This window comes from Methylibium sp. Pch-M (genome assembly GCF_004136295.1).
Classification (GTDB): domain Bacteria; phylum Pseudomonadota; class Gammaproteobacteria; order Burkholderiales; family Burkholderiaceae_C; genus Methylibium; species Methylibium petroleiphilum.
This window is the reverse complement of the sequence record NZ_CP029606.1, coordinates 773,223-789,368: the sequence shown is the minus strand read 5'-3', so window position 1 is coordinate 789,368 and position 16,146 is coordinate 773,223. Positions and strand designations below refer to the sequence as shown.

Sequence of the window (16,146 nt, the reverse complement as noted above, 5' to 3'; positions counted from 1 at the left end):
TCAGGCCCGGGCCATCGCCAGGGCGGTGTCGAGCATGCGGTTGCTGAAGCCCCACTCGTTGTCGTACCAGGCGCAGACCTTCACGAGCCGGCCCGAGACCTTGGTGCAGCTCGCGTCGAACACGCTGGAGCGCGCGTCATGGTTGAAGTCCATCGACACCAGTGGCTCGTCGGTGTAGCCCAGCACGCCGGCCAGCGGGCCCGTGGCCGCGGCCGTCTTCATCAGCGCGTTGACCTCGTCGACGCTGGTGTCGCGCTGGGCGGTGAACACCAGATCGACCAGCGAGACGTTGATGGTCGGCACACGCACCGCGAAGCCGTCGAGTCGACCCGCCAGCTCCGGCAGCACCAGGCCCACCGCGGCGGCGGCGCCGGTCTTGGTGGGGATCATCGACTGCGTGGCGCTGCGCGCGCGGCGCAGGTCCTCGTGGTACACGTCGGTCAGCACCTGATCGTTGGTGTAGCTGTGCACCGTGGTCATCAGGCCGTTGGCGATGCCGATCCCGTCGTTGAGCACCTTGGCCACGGGTGCCAGGCAGTTGGTGGTGCAGGATGCGTTCGACACCACGGTGTGTCCGGCCTGCAGCACGCCATGGTTGACGCCGTAGACGACGGTCGCATCCACGTCGGCGCCACCGGGCGCGCTGATCAGCACCTTCTTCGCCCCGGCGGCCAGGTGAGCTCCGGCCTTGGCCTTGCTGGTGAAGAGCCCGGTGCACTCCATGACGATGTCGATGCCGTGCTGCTTCCAGGGCAGTTCGGCGGGGCTGCGGATCGAGCTGACGTGGATGCGATGCCCATCCACCACCAGGTCCGATCCCTCATGGCTGACTGGCAGGCCGAAGCGGCCGTGCACGGTGTCGAAGCGGGTCAGGTGGGCGTTGGTCTGGGCATTGCCCAGGTCGTTGATTGCGACGATCTCGATGTCGCGTGCTGCGCCTGCGCGCCGGGATTCGAACAGTGCGCGGAGAACGTTGCGGCCGATGCGGCCGTAGCCGTTGATGGCGATGCGTGTGGTCAAGGCAGCCTCTTCGTGAAGTGGAAGTAGAGGGAAGAGAAGGTTGGGAACGGCTCAGTTCGACGACAGCACGGCGTTCAGTTCGGTGCCGAACTCGCTGTCGGCCGCGGCGGTTCCTTGTGGACGGACCAGCTGTCGCGCGCGCTCGGCGGCGGCCTCGGCCGTGAGGCCGAACAGCTTGAACAGCTGCGCGGCCGGCGCCGATTCGCCGAAGCGATCGAGACCGATCACATCGCCGTGCTCGCCCACGTACTTCCACCACAGGCCGGTGCTGCCAGCCTCGATCGCCAGACGCGGCAGGTGACGCGGGATCACCGTGCTGCGGTAGGCGGCGTCCTGGCGATCGAAGGCGTCGAGGCAGGGCACCGACACCACGCGCGCGGGGATGCCGTCAGCCGCCAGCAGCGCGGCGGCCTGCAGTGCGATGCCGATCTCCGAGCCGCTCGCCAGCAGCGCGACGCGCTCGCCCTCCGGGCGTCGCAGCACGTAGGCGCCGCGTGCGATGTTCTCGATGCGTTCGCGCCCGTCACCGCCGTGTGGCAGGGCCTGGCGCGACAGCAGCAGGCAGCTGGGGCCGTCGTCGCGCCGCAGCGACTGGCGCCACGCGACGGCCGTCTCGGTCGCGTCGGCCGGGCGCCAGACGTCGACGTTGGGGATCAGCCGCAGGCTCGACGCATGCTCGATCGGCTGATGGGTCGGGCCGTCTTCGCCGAGACCGATGGAATCGTGCGTGAAGACGTAGACGACCGGCAGGTGCATCAGCGCCGACATGCGGATGGCGTTGCGCGCATAGTCGGCAAAGGTCAGGAACGTGCCACCGAACGGCCGGTAGCCGCCGTGCAGCGCCACGCCGTTCATGATGGCGGCCATGCCGAACTCGCGCACGCCGTAGTGCACGTGGTTGCCGGTACCGCGGCCCTTGAGCGGGCGATGGCCCTTCCAGTCCGTGAGATTGGAGCCGGTCAGGTCGGCCGAGCCGCCCAGTAGCTCGGGCATGGCCGGTCCCACCTCCTGCAGCACGTCTTGCGAGGCCTTTCGGGTGGCCACAGCGGCATGCCGGGCCTCCGCGCCGTCGATCGCCGACGCCAGTGCGGCCTCGGTCCTGTGGTCGAGTGCAGGCGTCGCGGACAGCCTGCGCAGCAGTTCCGCGGCCAGTTCGGGATAGGCCTTCGCATAGGCGCCGAATCGGTCGTTCCAGTCGCGCCGCCGGCGGGCGCCGGGCTCCAGCGCCGACCAGGCCTGCTCGATCGCTTCGGGGATCTCGAACGGCGCCGCCGTCCAGCCCAGCGCCTGGCGCGTCAGCGCGATCTCGGCCTCGCCCAGTGCCTCGCCGTGAGCCTTGGCGGTGCCGGCGCGATTCGGCGAACCCTGGCCGATGCGCGTCTTGCAGCACACCATCACGGGCTTGTCGGAGGCCTGGGCCTGCGCGATGGCGTGGTCGAGCGCCGCGAAGTCGTGTCCGTCGACATCCCGCAGCACCTTCCAGCCATAGGCCTCGAAGCGGCCCGGCGTGTCATCGGAGAACCAGCCCTTCACGTCGCCGTCGATCGAGATGCCGTTGTCGTCGTAGAAGGCGACCAGCTTGTTCAGCTGCCAGGTGCCGGCCAGCGAACAGGCCTCGTGGCTGATGCCTTCCATCAGGCAGCCGTCGCCGAGGAAGACGTAGGTCCGGTGATCGATCACCGCATGGCCCGGGCGGTTGAACTCGTCGGCCAGCAGCTTCTCGGCCAGTGCCATGCCGACGGCATTGCTGATCCCCTGGCCCAGCGGGCCGGTGGTGGTTTCGACGCCGGGCGTGACGTCGATCTCGGGGTGGCCCGGCGTGCGCGAGTGCAGCTGCCGGAAGCGCTTGAGTTCGTCGATCGGCAGGTCGTAGCCGCTCAGGTGCAGCAGCGCGTACAGCAGCATCGAGCCATGCCCGTTCGAGACGACGAAGCGGTCGCGGTCGATCCACTTCGGATCGGCCGGATCGTGCTTCAGGTGGTGACGCCAGAGCGACTCGGCGATATCGGCCATGCCCATCGGCATGCCGGGATGGCCGGAATTGGCCGCCTGCACGGCGTCCATCGCGAGGGCGCGGATGGCATTGGCGCATTGGCTGCGCAGGGCCAGGGTGTCGGGGGTCGCGTTCATGGGGGGGCCAGGGGGTGAGGTTCTTGGAGGTCGCGCCGACGGCGGGGCGGCACGATGCGCCACGCTGTGATCAGGCCGCGAGCCGCTTCTTGCGCCGCTCGATCAGGCGCATCACCATCGGCGTGAAGATCAGCTGCATCGCCAGCTCCATCTTTCCGCCGGGCACCACCAGCGTGTTGGCGCGCGACATGAAGGAGTCGTGCAGCATGCTCAGCAAGTAGGGGAAGTCGAAGCCGCGGGGGTCGGCGAAGCGGATCACGACCAGGCTCTCGTCCGCCGTCGGGATGGTGCGGGCGATGAACGGGTCGGAGGTGTCGACCACCGGCACGCGCTGGAAGTTGATGTGGGTGCGCGTGAACTGCGGGCAGATGTAGTGCACGTACTCGTGCATGCGACGCAGGATCACGTCGGTGACGGCCTCGGTCGAGTAGCCGCGCGCGTTGCGGTCGCGGTGCAGCTTCTGGATCCATTCGAGGTTGATGACCGGCACTACGCCGATCAGCAGGTCGGCATGCCGGGCGATGTCGACCTTGTCGGTCTTCACCCCGCCATGCAGACCCTCGTAGAACAGCAGTTCGCTTTCCGGCAGCGTCTCCCAGGGGGTGAAAGTGCCGGGCTCTTGCTTGTAGGGGGCTGCCTCCTCGGCGTTGTGCAGATACTTGCGCGCCTGGCCCGTGCCGGACTCGCCGTAGCCGCGGAACAGCTGCTCGAGCTCGGCGAACAGGTTGGCGTCTTCGCCGAAGTGGCTGAAGTGCGGGTTGCCGGCGGTCTCGTGTTCCGCCATTGCCGCCTTCATCGCCTTGCGGTCATAGCGGTGGAAGCTGTCGCCCTCGATGATGACGGAGCGGATGCTTTCGCGGCGGAAGATGTTCTCGAAGGTGCGGGTCACCGACGTGGTGCCGGCACCCGACGAGCCGGTGATGGCGATGATGGGATGCGATGCGGACATGGCTGCGCCTATGAAGAGGGAGAAGAACGGGCGGCGAGAGCCGTGTCAGCCGGCTTCCGCGAACAGGCCGCGCTTGCCGAACAGCGGCGAGTTGTAGGGGGTCGGAGGTTCGTCGCGGTGGTAGGCCTCGATGCGGGCCACCTCCTCGGTCGAGCCGAACACGAAGCCGATGCGCTGATGGATGTCTTCCGGCTGCACCTCCAGCAGGCGCTTGCGGCCCGTGCTCGCCATGCCGCCCGCCTGCTCGATCAGGAAGGAGATCGGGTTGGCCTCGTAAAGCAGGCGCAGTCGGCCGGCCTTGTTCGGGTCCTTGCTGTCGCGCGGGTAGAGGAAGACACCGCCGCGCATCAGAATGCGGTGGGTCTCGGCGACCAGCGACGCGATCCAGCGCATGTTGAAGTCGGCCCCGCGCGGGCCGGTGCTGCCGGCCAGGCACTCGTCGACGTAGCGCTTGACGGCCGGCTCCCAGAAGCGGCTGTTTGACGCGTTGATCGCGAACTCGCGGGTCTTCTCGGGGATGCGCAGGTTCGGGTGGCTCAGCACCCACTCGCCGAGCTGCGGGTCGAGCGTGAAGGCGTGCGTGCCATTGCCCAGCGTCAGCACCAGCATCGTGGACGGCCCGTAGATCGCGTAGCCGCCGCAGACCATCGTCGTGCCCGGCTGCAGGTAGTCCTGCGGTTGGGGGTCCTGGCGCGGCTGCGGCGCACGGTGGATCGCGAAGATGCTGCCGACAGTGACGTTGACGTCGATGTTCGACGAACCGTCCAGGGGATCGAACATCAGCAGGTACTTGCCCCGGGCGTACTGCGGCGGCAGCGTGTACGGCGCTTCCAGCTCCTCGGACACCATACCGGCCACGTGTCCGCCCCATTCGGTGGCACGCAGGAACATCGTGTTGCTCAGCACATCGAGCGTCTTCTGCTCCTCGCCCTGCACGTTGCCGGAGCCGGCGCTGCCCAGCACGCCGGCCAGTCCGCCGAACGCCACCTTGCGCGAGATCGCCTTGCAGGCGAGCGACACATCGGTGATCAGTGCATTGAGCTCGCCGGTCGCGGCGGGGTGCTTGCGCCGTTCCTCGATGAGGAATTGCGTGAGGGTGGACTTTCCTCCAGTGGGCATGACGGTCTCCTTAGGTGTTCTGGGCGCAGGGGGTGGACTGCAGGTGCAGTCGGACCGCCAGCTGCGCCGGCGTCGCCACGCGCCAGGCGTCGAGGGTCTCGGGCACGGTCAGGTGGCCGTAGCCCCACTGCACCAATGCGGCCTGCGCGCCCGCCGCGTGGGCCGCTCGAAGATCGAGGATGCTGTCGCCCACCATCAGCAGGCGACCCGTCGAGACGCCGAGCTGGTCTGCCGCGTTCTCCAGCAGCAGCGGCGAAGGCTTGCGTTGCGCCTTCGTGTCGGCGCCGTGCACGGTGGCGAAGCAGTCCAGCAGCCCGGCGGCCTGCAGAACGGCACGGGCGAGCCGGGTCGGCTTGTTGGTCACGACGGCGAGTGGTCGGAGCGGCTTGAGCTGCCCCAGCAGTTCGGCGATGCCGCCGTAGACCTGGCCGTGCTGCAGCGGTGCCGCGAGCGTGGCGCGATCGAATGCGGCGCGCACGCGCGGCGTCAGCAGCGCGGTGCTGACCGCGTCGAGGTCCTGCGCATTCATCGCTCGTGCGATGAGCGCGTCCGGGCCGTCGCCGATCCAGCCGCGCACGCGGGCGAGATCGAAGCGCTGCAGGCGCACCTCGTCCAGGCCGGCATTCAGCGCGTGCGCGATGTCGGGTGCGCTGTCGACCAGCGTGCCGTCGAGGTCGAAGGCGATGGCGTCGAAGTTCATCATGCTGCCCCGTGGCCCGCGATGCGGTTCGATGCGCGTTGCCCCAGGCGGGCGTTGTCGCGGATGCCGGCGATCGCCTGGGCGTAGCTGGCGCTGTTGAACACTGCCGAGCCGGCGACCAGCGTGTCGGCCCCGGCGGCGCCGACACGCTGGGCGTTGTCGACCTTCACGCCGCCGTCGACCTCGAGCCACACATCGCGGCCGCTGCGATCGATCAGCCGGCGCACCGCTTCGATCTTCGGCAGCGTGCCCTCGATGAAGCTCTGGCCGCCGAAGCCGGGGTTGACCGACATCAGCAGCACCAGATCGAGCTGATCCAGAACGTGATCCAGCACGTTCAAGGGCGTGGCCGGGTTCAGCACCAGACCCGCCTTGATGCCGTGCGAACGGATCAGCTGGATCGTGCGGTCGACATGCTCGCTCGCCTCGGGATGGAAGGAGATGATGTCGGCGCCGGCCTGCGCGAACATCGGGATCAGCGCATCGACGGGCTTGACCATCAGGTGCACGTCGATCGGCACCGTGGCGTGCGGCTTGATGGCCTGGCACACCAGCGGGCCGATGGTCAGGTTCGGCACGTAATGGTTGTCCATCACGTCGAAATGAATCAGGTCGGCCCCGGCCTCGATGACGGACCGGACCTCGTCACCGAGGCGGGCGAAGTCGGCCGACAGCAGGCTGGGCGCGATGCGGATGGCGCTCATCAGGCGATTCCCCGATAAAGGGCCTGGACGCTGTCCAGCGGTGCAGGGGGGCGGGCCAGTGCGCACAGTTCGTCGAAGCCCAGCCAGGCAGACCGCTTCAGCTGACGACCGGGTTCGTCGCTCAGGGGCTTCTCGGGGTCGCCGAGGCGCGGCAACACCAGGCCGGCGCTGGTGAAATCGCTGCCTTCGGTCCAGAAGGTCGGTGTGATCACGGTCCACAGGCCGGCCGCGACGGCGGAGCGCAGGCCGTTGGACGAATCCTCGAACGCCACGGCGCGGTCGGCCGTGAGGCCGAGCGTTCGCAGCGCGAGCTGGTAGATGTCGGGGGCGGGCTTCTTCTGCTTCACCTGGTCGCCACAGGCGATCACACTGAACATCTCCAGTCCGCGAGCACCGAGGGTCGATTGCAGCAGGGCGTCGACATTGACCGCACTGGTGGTGCTGGCGATCGCGAGACGCCGACCGGCATGCAGGGATTCTTCGAGCAGTCGCGCCACGCCGTCGCGCAGCACGATGCCGCCGTCGTTCACCATCGAGCTGTAGAAGCGCGTCTTCTCGCGGTGGAGGTGCGGCACCAGCTCCAGCAGGCGGCGCCGGTCGGTCGGTGCGATCGGCAGCGACTGGATGTAGCTGGTGATGCGCTCCTTGCCGCCGGTGACGTCGAGCAGGCCGCGGTACTCGGTGCGGCTCCAGCTCCAGCCCAGACCGTAGCGATCGAACGCCAGGTTGAAGGCCACGCGGTGGGCCTCCTCGGTGTCGGCGAGGGTGCCGTCCACATCGAAGATGAGCGCGTCGATGCCCATGTCAGTCTCCTTCGAGGCTGGCCGTCTCGAACACGCGGCTGGCCAGGATGTCTTGCGCCTGCAGCGTGCAGAGCTGATCGCGCGTCAGCGCGCTGTCATCGTCGAACAGACGGGTGGCATGGCGCAGCCGGATGCGGTCGAGCGCGTTGCGCACCGAGCGGGCGTTGGCGAAATGCGGCTGCTGGCGCCGCAGGCCGACATAGCGTGCGAAGGCCGGCTCGGCTTCGTCGTCGAAGCGGTAGTTCAGGCCCTGCAGCATCAGCGTTGCGATCTGCATGAGCTCCGACTCGCTGTAGTCGGGGAAGTCGATGTGGTGCGCGATGCGCGAGGCCATCCCCGGATTGCTGCCGAAGAAGGTGTCCATCCGGTCCTTGTAGCCAGCGAGGATCACCACCAAGTCGTCGCGGTGGTTCTCCATCGTCTGCAGCAGGATCTCGATCGCTTCCTGGCCGTAGTCGCGTTCGTTCTCGGGGCGGTACAGGTAGTAGGCCTCGTCGATGAACAGCACACCGCCCATCGCCTTCTTCAGCACTTCCTTGGTCTTGGGTGCGGTGTGGCCGATGAACTGGCCCACCAGGTCGTCGCGCGTCACCGCGACGAGATGGCCCTTGCGCACGTAACCCAGTTGCTTCAGCACCGTGGCCATGCGCATCGCCACCGTCGTCTTGCCGGTACCGGGGTTGCCGGTGAAGCACATGTGCAGCGAAGGGGGCTGCGACTGCAGCCCCTGTTGCTGCCGCAGCTTGTCGATCACCAGCAGCGCTGCGATGTCGCGGATGCGCCCCTTGACCGGCGCCAGACCGACGAGCTCGGCATCGAGCTGCTCGAGCAGCGTGCGCACGCCCGAGGCTTCGAACAGCGCACGCGGGGAGGGGGCGGAAGAGGAGGTCTCGTCCATGGCGGCGATCTCGGTGCGCGGCGCGATCAGTAGCGTGCGCCTTCCGCCGCGCCCTGGACGGCGTAGCTCTCCATGCTGTAGCGCAGCGTGCGGCCCGGCTCCTCGGTACGGATCAGGCGGAAGCCCGGTTCCTCGCTGGGACGGTTGATGATGAAGGACAGCACCACCGACTCGGTGCCGTGCGACGAGTCGAACGCGGTGAGGCGGATGTAGTGGTTCGGGAAGGTCTTGCGGCAGCTCTTGACTTCGAGCATGACGCCGGCGGCGTCCTGCACGTCGAACATCGGGTTGCCGAACATCTCCCAGTAGGTGTTGCGGGGATGCGGGTCGTCGGTGTATTCGAGGCCGATGGCCCAGCCCTTGTCGAGGCAGTAGCTGACCTGACGGCTGATCTGCTCGTCGCTCAGGTCGGGCAGGAAGGAGAAGGTGCCTTGTGTGATGCGCATGGGGTACTCCAGGATGTGCGGGGAGGTCGTGCTCAGGCGACCGACGGCGTGGGCACGTAGTCCGACGTGTCGGTGGGCGTGTAGTTGAAGGTGATGTCGCCCCAGGTATCGAGTGCGGCGGCCAGCGGCGTGCAGCTCTTGGCGGCATCGCGCAGGATCTGCGGACCTTCGTTCTTGATGTCGCGGCCTTCGTTGCGCGCCAGCACCATGGCTTCGAGCGCGACGCGGTTGGCGGTGGCGCCGGCCTGGATGCCCTGCGGGTGGCCGATCGTGCCGCCGCCGAACTGCAGCACCACATCGTCACCGAACAGGTCGATCAGCTGGTGCATCTGGCCGGCGTGGATGCCGCCCGAGGCCACGGGCATCACCTTCTTCAGCGCGCCCCAGTCCTGGTCGAAGAAGATGCCGCGCGGCAGGTCGACCTTGGTGTGCGTGTCGCGGCAGACGTTGTAGTAGCCCTGCACCGTCATCGGGTCGCCCTCGAGCTTGCCGACGGCCGTCCCGGCGTGGATGTGGTCGACACCGGCCATGCGCATCCACTTGGCGATCACGCGGAAGCTCACGCCGTGGTTCTTCTGGCGCGTGTAGGTGCCGTGGCCGGCGCGGTGCAGGTGCAGCACCATGTCGTTCTGCCGACACCAGTTGCTCATGCTCTGGATGGCGGTGTAGCCGATCACCAGGTCGATCATGATGATCACGGAGCCCAGTTCCTTGGCGAACTCGGCGCGGCGGTACATCTCCTCCATCGTGCCGGCGGTGACGTTCAGGTAGCTGCCCTTGACCTCGCCGGTCGCGGCGCTGGCCTTGTTCACCGCGTCCATCACGAACAGGAAGCGGTCACGCCAGTGCATGAAGGGCTGCGAGTTGATGTTCTCGTCGTCCTTCATGAAGTCGAGGCCGCCCTTCAGGCCCTCGTAGACCACGCGGCCGTAGTTGCGGCCCGACAGGCCCAGCTTGGGCTTGGTGGTGGCGCCCAGCAGCGGGCGGCCGAACTTGTCCAGGCGCTCGCGCTCGACCACGATGCCGGTCGGCGGGCCGGCGAAGGTCTTCACGTAGGAGACCGGGAACTTCATGTCCTCCAGACGCGCGGCCTTCAGCGGCTTGAAGCTGAAGACGTTGCCGATGATCGATGCCGTCACGTTGGCGATCGAGCCTTCCTCGAACAGGCTCAGGTCGTAGGCGACATAGCAGAAGTACTGCCCCGGGGTGTTGGGCACCGGCTCGACCTTGTAGGCCTTGGCGCGGTACATGTCGCAGGCGGTCAGGCGGTCGGTCCACACGACGGTCCAGGTCGCGGTGCTGGACTCGCCGGCCACCGCGGCGGCGGCCTCGATGGGGTCGACACCGTCCTGCGGCGTGATGCGGAACAGCGCCAGGATGTCGGTGTCCTTCGGCACGTAGTCGCCGTTCCAGTAGCCCATCTGGGCGTACTTCAGGACACCGGCGGCGTAGCGCTTCTTGGTGTCGGTGATCTGCGTTGGTTCGTTCATCTTGCCCACGGCACTCTCCTTGCTCGATGGCGGTTTGGTTGGCGGTTCTGCATGCAAGGGCTTGGCGGTACAGGCCTTGCAATGACCTGCCAAACCGTTGATGGACATGAATATACGAAGCTGTCTTCACATATAAAAATTAATTATGTTCAGCAAAACATTGGTGTTTGCTAATGCTTAAGAACGCGACGCTGCGCCAGCTTTCGGCCTTCCATGCCGTCGCTCGGCTGGGCAGCGTGTCGCGCGCCGCGAGCGAGCTCTACCTGACCCAGCCCGCGGTCTCGATCCAGCTCAAGCTGCTGGAGGAATCGGCCGGGACGCCGCTGCTGCAGCGCGAGGGCCGCGGTGTGCGCCTCACGCCGGCAGGCGACCTGATGGCGTCCTATGCGGGCCGCATCCTCGACCTGTGGCGCGACGTCGGCGACGAGATGGCCACGCTGCGCGGCGTGTTTTCGGGCACGCTGCGCGTCGGTGCCGTGACGACCGCCGAATACCTGCTGCCGCCGCTGCTGGTGAGCTTCGCGAACGAGCACCCCAACGTGAAGGTCAAGCTGCGCGTCGGGAACCGCGACGAGATCGTGCGGATGCTCGCTGCCCAGGAGGTCGACCTGGTGATCATGGGCCGCCCGCCCGGCGAGCTGAAGACCGTGGCGACGGCCTTTGCCAAGCACCCGATGGCCTTCATCGCATCGCCGCGTCACCCGTTGATGGCGCAGCGCAGGCTGACGCTGGCCGATCTGGAAGGTGCCAGCCTGCTGGCACGCGAGCGCGGCTCCGGCACCCGCACGACGCTGGAGCGCCTGTTCAAGGACGAGGCCATCACCTTGCGCATCGGCTCCGAGCTGTCGAGCAACGAGGCCATCAAGCAGATGTGCGTGGCGGGCTTCGGCGTGGCCTTCCTGTCCTTGCACACCTGCCGGCTCGAGCTCGACGCCGACCTGCTGCAACTGCTGCCGCTGGACAACAACCCGGTCGAGCGTGAGTGGTTCGTGCTGCACCTGGCGTCGCGACAGCTGCCGCAGGTGGCGGTGGCATTCGAGCAGTTCCTGACGGCGCAGGGGCAGCGTCTCATCCAGGCCCAGTTGCAGACTTCGGTCGAGCCCAAGCCTCGGGTGGCGGGCCGGCGACCGCGCCCGGACCGAGCGGCGCTGGTAACGGACTGATCACTCTGCGTGCCGTGCCGAAAGTCGGCCGGCCGTTCGCCGCGCTCGCTGACCGTGACGCCGACGGGTTCGAAGCTTGCGTGAGGGCTACCGCGACCCGGCCCCGTCTGTCGACGGGAGGCGGACCCCACAACAGCGCAAGGCGCGGACGGAGACAGCGTGAACCACAGACCCATCCAGCAGGGCGGTGCCGACGACATCGTCTCGGCAGTGCAGCAGGCGCCGCTGATCACCACCACGGACCTGCAGGGCGCGATCAGCTTCGCGAACAAGGCCTTCCTGCAGACCTGCGGTTACGCGATGGAACAGGTGCTCGGTGCACCGCACAGCATCGTGCGGCATCCCGACATGCCATCGAAGGTGTTCGCAGACATGTGGGCGGCCCTCCATGCCGGAAGGCCCTGGACAGGGCTCGTCAAGAACCGCAGCAGCTCCGGCGACGCCTTCTGGGTCAAGGCCAACATCATCCCGATGTTCAAGGACCGGCAGACCGTCGGCTTCACGTCGGTGCAGTGCTCCCCCGAGGACGCCGAGGTCCGCCAGGCGGAGCAGGTCTACGGCCTCTGGCAGGCCGGCGCCGGCGCGCATTACGTGCTGCGCGCCGGGCGCATCGTCGAGACCGGCTGGCGCGCGCTCGTCAGGGCCGTGAAGAACCCGCTGGACCTGCCGGTGCAGTGGCGGATGCAGGGTACCGCCGCGATCCTGGCGTTGCTGTTCAGCGTGCTGCTCGCGAGCGCGCTGCTGCCCGACGCCCTGTCCGTGCCGATGGCACTGACCGGTGGCTGGCGCGTCTGGGCGCTGGTCGGCGGATCGATCGGACTGGTGGCATCGATCGCGGTGGCGGTGTATTTCCTGCAGCGCGTGGTCGCGCCGCTGCGCCAATCGCTCGATGCCGCGATGGCCATCGCCGGCGGCGACATCACGCGGCAGTTCGACGACACGCGCACGGCCGGCGAACTGCTCGAGCTGAATCTCGCGCTCGGGCAGATGGTGGCCAAGATGACCGCTGTACTCGGTGATGCGCGGCTCCACGCCGCCGAGGTGGCCTCGGTGGTCGACGAGTTGGCCGACGGCGCGAGCCGCCTCGCCGAGCGCTCGGCGAGCCAGGCCGACGACGTGCAGGCCGTGACGCGCAGCACCGCCGACATCGATGCGCTGAGTCAGCGCAACACCGATGCGGCCACCCAGGCCAGCCGGTCGGCGCACCAGGCCTCCGACGAAGCCGACCAGACCTGCGCCGCTGCCGCCGCCATGCACACCGCCATGCACGACATCACCGCGTGCAGCCGGCGCATCGGCGAGATCAGCCACGTCATCGACGAGATCGCGCTGCAGACCGGCATCCTGGCGCTCAACGCCGCCGCCGCCGCCAGCCGTGCCGGCGAACAGGGCCGCACCTTCAACATCATTGCCGGCGAGGTGCGCACGCTGGCGCAGCGCAGCGGCGCCGCGGCCAAGGAGATCAAGCACCTGGTCGACGAATCCCAGCAGCAGACCGGTGCCGGCGAGAAGCTGGCGGCCCAGGTCGGCACGCGCATCAACGGCGTCGCGCAGCAGGTGAAGGAGGTCAGCGCGATGGTCTCGCAGATCAGCCTCGCTGCGCAGGAGCAATGTGCCGGCGTCGAGCACATCAATACAAGGCTGCAGACGCTGGACGCGACCACGCACCAGAACGCCGAGCTCGCGCGTGCCAGCGCCGCGTCGAGTGCCGAGGCGATCCGCGAGGCCCAGCGCCTGCAGGCGGCGCTGGGCGTGTGGAGCTCCGACTGAGGCCGACGTAGCGCCGGCCCGCGGCGCGCCGGCTGCGCGCTTTCAGCAGGTTCGCGGCCGCGCGCCTTCTGCTACCGTCGAATGACCGTCTCTCCCGGATGTTCGACGACATGGCAGTGCAGTTCCCCTTCTCGGCGATCGTGGGTCAGGACGAGATGAAGCTGGCGATCCTGCTGGCTGCCGTCGACTGGCGCATCGGTGGCGTTCTCGTCTTCGGTGATCGCGGCACCGGCAAGTCCACCGCGGTGCGCGCCCTGGCAGCCCTGCTGCCGAAGATGCGCGTCGTCGCGGGATGTCCGTATGGCTGCGATCCCGCGGCGCCGTCGGTCTGCGAGGCCTGCGGGGCGCCGGGGCGGGCGGCAGGCGCGGCGCGCAAGTCCGTCCTGGTGCCGGTGCCGGTGGTCGACCTGCCCCTCGGTGCCACCGAGGACCGCGTCGTCGGTGCTCTGGACCTGGAGCGCGCGCTGTCGCAGGGCGTCAAGGCCTTCGAGCCCGGCCTGCTGGCGCGTGCGAACCGCGGCTTCCTCTACGTGGACGAGGTCAACCTGCTCGAGGACCACCTCGTCGACCTGTTGATCGACGTGGCGGCCTCCGGCGAGAACGTCGTCGAGCGCGAGGGTCTGAGCGTGCGCCATCCGGCGCGCTTCGTGCTGGTCGGCAGCGGCAACCCGGAGGAGGGCGAACTGAGGCCGCAGCTGCTCGACCGCTTCGGCCTGTCGGTCGAGGTCCGGACGCCCGAGGGGCTGGCCGAGCGCGTCGAAGTCGTGCGGCGCCGCGACGCCTTCGAGCGCGACCCGGACGCCTTCACCGAGCGGTGGAAGAAGGAGGACGAGCGCACGCGCCGGCGGCTCGTGGCCGGACGATCCCGGCTCGACGGCGTGCGTGTGCCCGATGCGATGCTCGAGCGTGCCGCGCAGCTGTGCATGGCGCTCGGCACCGACGGCCTGCGCGGCGAGCTCACGCTGATCCGCGCAGCGCGCGCGCTGGCGGCGCTGCAAGGCGATGCCGAGGTGACCGATGCGCACCTGAAGCATGTGGCGCCGCCCGCGCTGCGGCACCGGCTGCGCCGCAACCCGCTTGATGATGCCGGCTCCTCCGTGCGGGTCGACCGCGCCGTCGCGGAGTTGTTCGGGCCGTGAACGACGTGGGCGCTGCAGCGCTCGAGCGCTGGGCCGAGGCGGCCTACGTCGCGGCGCTGTTCGCGGTCGATCCGGTCGGCACGGCCGGCGTGTCGCTGCGTTCGCTGGCGGGTGGCGCGCGCGATCGCTGGCTGGCCCTGCTGCGCGATCTGCTGCCGGCCGCTGCACCGCTGCGCCGCGTGCCGCTGCACATCGGCGACGAGCGCCTGCTCGGCGGCCTCGATCTGGCCGCCACGCTGCGGGCCGGGCGGCCGGTCGCGCAACGCGGCGTGCTCGCCGAGGCCGACGGTGGCGTGGTGCTGCTGGCCATGGCCGAGCGGCTGGGTGCAGCCGGCGCGGCGCGGCTGGCGGCGGTGCTCGACACCCAGGTGGTCGCGATGGAGCGCGAGGGCCTCGCGCGCCGGCTCCCCGCGCGACTGGGCATCGTCGCGCTGGACGAAAGCATGGACACTGACGAGCGGGTGCCCCCGGCACTGCTGGATCGGCTGGCCTTCCATGTGGCCCTCGATACCGCGAGCGCGCGCGACGAGGCGTTGGCGGCAGCTCGCTGGCGGCGCGATGACGTGCTCGCGGCTCGTGAGCTGCTGCCTCGGGTCGAGGTCGACGACGACATCGTGCAGGCCCTGTGCGCGGCCGCGCTGGCGCTCGGCATCGCATCGCTGCGCGCGCCCGTGCTGGCACTGCGGGTCGCGCGTGCCGCCGCCGCGCTCGACGGCCGCTGCGCTGTGAGCGAAGGCGATGCGGCGCTCGCTGCGCGGCTTGTGCTGGCCCCGCGCGCCACCCGGTTGCCGGCGACGGCGGTGCCTGAGCAGGAAGACGCTCCGGGGGCCGAAGCCGAGCCGGCGACGGCAGTCGACGGCGATGGCGATGCATCGGCCGAACAGCAGGACGGCGACACGGACGAACGGCCTGCCGACCTCGACGAGCTCGTGCTCGAGGCCGCGCGGGCGGCACTGCCGCCCGGCCTGCTGGCGGCACTCGCGCTCGGCCAGGCCGCCCAACTGCGCGCCAAGGGCGCCGGCCGCGCCGGCGCGTTGCAGCCGAGCGGGCTGCGCGGCCGGCCGGTCGGTGCGCGGCGCGGCGAGCCGCGCACCGGCGCGCGCCTGAACGTGATCGAGACGCTGCGTGCGGCGGCGCCGTGGCAGCGGCTGCGGCAAGCCGGCACCACCGGTGCCGGCGCGCGCATCCAGGTGCGCCGAGAGGATTTCCACGTCACGCGCTTCAAGCAACGCAGCGAGACCACCACCATCTTCGCCGTCGACGCCTCCGGCTCTGCAGCACTGCACCGATTGGCCGAGGCCAAGGGTGCGGTCGAACTGCTGCTGGCCGACTGCTACGTGCGCCGTGACAACGTGGCGGTGCTGGCCTTCCGGGGCTCGAAGGCCGAGTTGCTGCTGCCGCCGACGCGCTCGCTGGTGCGCGCCAAGCGCAGCCTGGCCGGCCTGCCGGGCGGCGGCGGCACGCCGCTGGCGGCCGGCATCGAGGCGGCTCTGGCATTGGCCGAGGCGGTGCGCCGGCGCGGCGAGACGCCGGTCGTCGTGCTGCTGACCGATGGCCGCGCCAACATCGCGCGCGACGGCGAACCCGGCCGCACCCGCGCCGGCGAAGACGCGCTGGCCGCGGCGCGGCAACTGCAGGCGGCCGGCGTCACGGCGCTGCTGCTCGACACCTCGCCGCAGCCGCAAGCCACGGCGCGCCAGCTCGCCGCGCAGATGGGTGCCGCCTACCTGCCGCTGCCGCATGCGGGCGCGGCCGAGCTGTCGCAGGCGGTCCGGCTCGCCACGGCGCCCGCGGCGCCGCGCTGACGGACGGCGC

General features: G+C 69.3%; 14 protein-coding genes. 4 read left to right on the top strand and 10 right to left on the bottom strand.

Features of this window, described 5'->3' with window-relative positions:
- From gap to C1M51_RS03680, 10 genes are all read right to left on the bottom strand, one after another.
- Complete coding sequence (gap, locus tag C1M51_RS03725) at positions 1 to 1,020, bottom strand: type I glyceraldehyde-3-phosphate dehydrogenase (RefSeq protein WP_129448292.1); 1,020 nt, start codon at positions 1,018 to 1,020, stop codon at positions 1 to 3.
- Between the two features lie 51 nt (positions 1,021 to 1,071).
- Positions 1,072 to 3,150: a transketolase gene (gene tkt / locus C1M51_RS03720; protein WP_129448291.1), complete on the bottom strand. Its 2,079-nt coding sequence runs from the start codon at positions 3,148 to 3,150 to the stop codon at positions 1,072 to 1,074.
- Between the two features lie 70 nt (positions 3,151 to 3,220).
- Positions 3,221 to 4,099, bottom strand: a complete 879-nt coding sequence (locus C1M51_RS03715) for a phosphoribulokinase (RefSeq protein ID WP_129448290.1) — start codon at positions 4,097 to 4,099, stop codon at positions 3,221 to 3,223.
- A 45-nt stretch (positions 4,100 to 4,144) separates the two neighbouring features.
- The gene (locus C1M51_RS03710; RefSeq protein ID WP_129448289.1) at positions 4,145 to 5,218 is read right to left on the bottom strand and encodes a class 1 fructose-bisphosphatase; all 1,074 of its coding nucleotides are present in this window, start codon (positions 5,216 to 5,218) and stop codon (positions 4,145 to 4,147) included.
- Positions 5,219 to 5,228: 10 nt separating this feature from the next.
- A complete protein-coding gene (locus C1M51_RS03705; RefSeq protein WP_242499958.1) occupies positions 5,229 to 5,918 on the bottom strand; it encodes an HAD-IA family hydrolase in 690 nt (229 codons plus the stop codon).
- Entirely contained in the window at positions 5,918 to 6,622 is a 705-nt protein-coding gene (gene rpe, locus C1M51_RS03700; protein WP_129448287.1) for a ribulose-phosphate 3-epimerase, read from the bottom strand. Before rpe ends, C1M51_RS03705 begins: the two co-directional genes overlap by 1 nt.
- The gene (locus C1M51_RS03695; protein ID WP_129448286.1) at positions 6,622 to 7,425 is read right to left on the bottom strand and encodes an HAD-IA family hydrolase; all 804 of its coding nucleotides are present in this window, start codon (positions 7,423 to 7,425) and stop codon (positions 6,622 to 6,624) included. The genes rpe and C1M51_RS03695 overlap by 1 nt, the downstream gene beginning before the upstream one ends.
- A 1-nt stretch (position 7,426) precedes the next feature.
- Entirely contained in the window at positions 7,427 to 8,323 is an 897-nt protein-coding gene (gene cbbX, locus C1M51_RS03690; RefSeq protein WP_129448285.1) for a CbbX protein, read from the bottom strand.
- 26 nt (positions 8,324 to 8,349) lie between these two features.
- The gene (locus C1M51_RS03685) at positions 8,350 to 8,769 is read right to left on the bottom strand and encodes a ribulose bisphosphate carboxylase small subunit (protein ID WP_129448284.1); all 420 of its coding nucleotides are present in this window, start codon (positions 8,767 to 8,769) and stop codon (positions 8,350 to 8,352) included.
- Positions 8,770 to 8,801: 32 nt separating this feature from the next.
- Positions 8,802 to 10,268: a form I ribulose bisphosphate carboxylase large subunit gene (locus tag C1M51_RS03680; protein ID WP_129448283.1), complete on the bottom strand. Its 1,467-nt coding sequence runs from the start codon at positions 10,266 to 10,268 to the stop codon at positions 8,802 to 8,804.
- Between the two features lie 164 nt (positions 10,269 to 10,432).
- Here C1M51_RS03680 and C1M51_RS03675 point away from each other — a divergent pair, with 164 nt between their 5' ends.
- From C1M51_RS03675 to C1M51_RS03660, 4 genes are all read left to right on the top strand, one after another.
- Positions 10,433 to 11,422, top strand: a complete 990-nt coding sequence (locus tag C1M51_RS03675) for a LysR family transcriptional regulator (protein ID WP_129448282.1) — start codon at positions 10,433 to 10,435, stop codon at positions 11,420 to 11,422.
- A gap of 159 nt (positions 11,423 to 11,581) precedes the next feature.
- Positions 11,582 to 13,192 carry a methyl-accepting chemotaxis protein gene (locus C1M51_RS03670; RefSeq protein ID WP_129448281.1) on the top strand — a complete coding sequence of 537 codons (1,611 nt, stop codon included), beginning with the start codon at positions 11,582 to 11,584 and terminating at the stop codon, positions 13,190 to 13,192.
- Positions 13,193 to 13,302: 110 nt separating this feature from the next.
- Complete coding sequence (bchI, locus tag C1M51_RS03665; protein WP_129448280.1) at positions 13,303 to 14,331, top strand: magnesium chelatase ATPase subunit I; 1,029 nt, start codon at positions 13,303 to 13,305, stop codon at positions 14,329 to 14,331.
- Positions 14,328 to 16,136: a magnesium chelatase subunit D gene (locus tag C1M51_RS03660; RefSeq protein WP_129448279.1), complete on the top strand. Its 1,809-nt coding sequence runs from the start codon at positions 14,328 to 14,330 to the stop codon at positions 16,134 to 16,136. The genes bchI and C1M51_RS03660 overlap by 4 nt, the downstream gene beginning before the upstream one ends.
- Positions 16,137 to 16,146 lie beyond the last annotated feature (10 nt).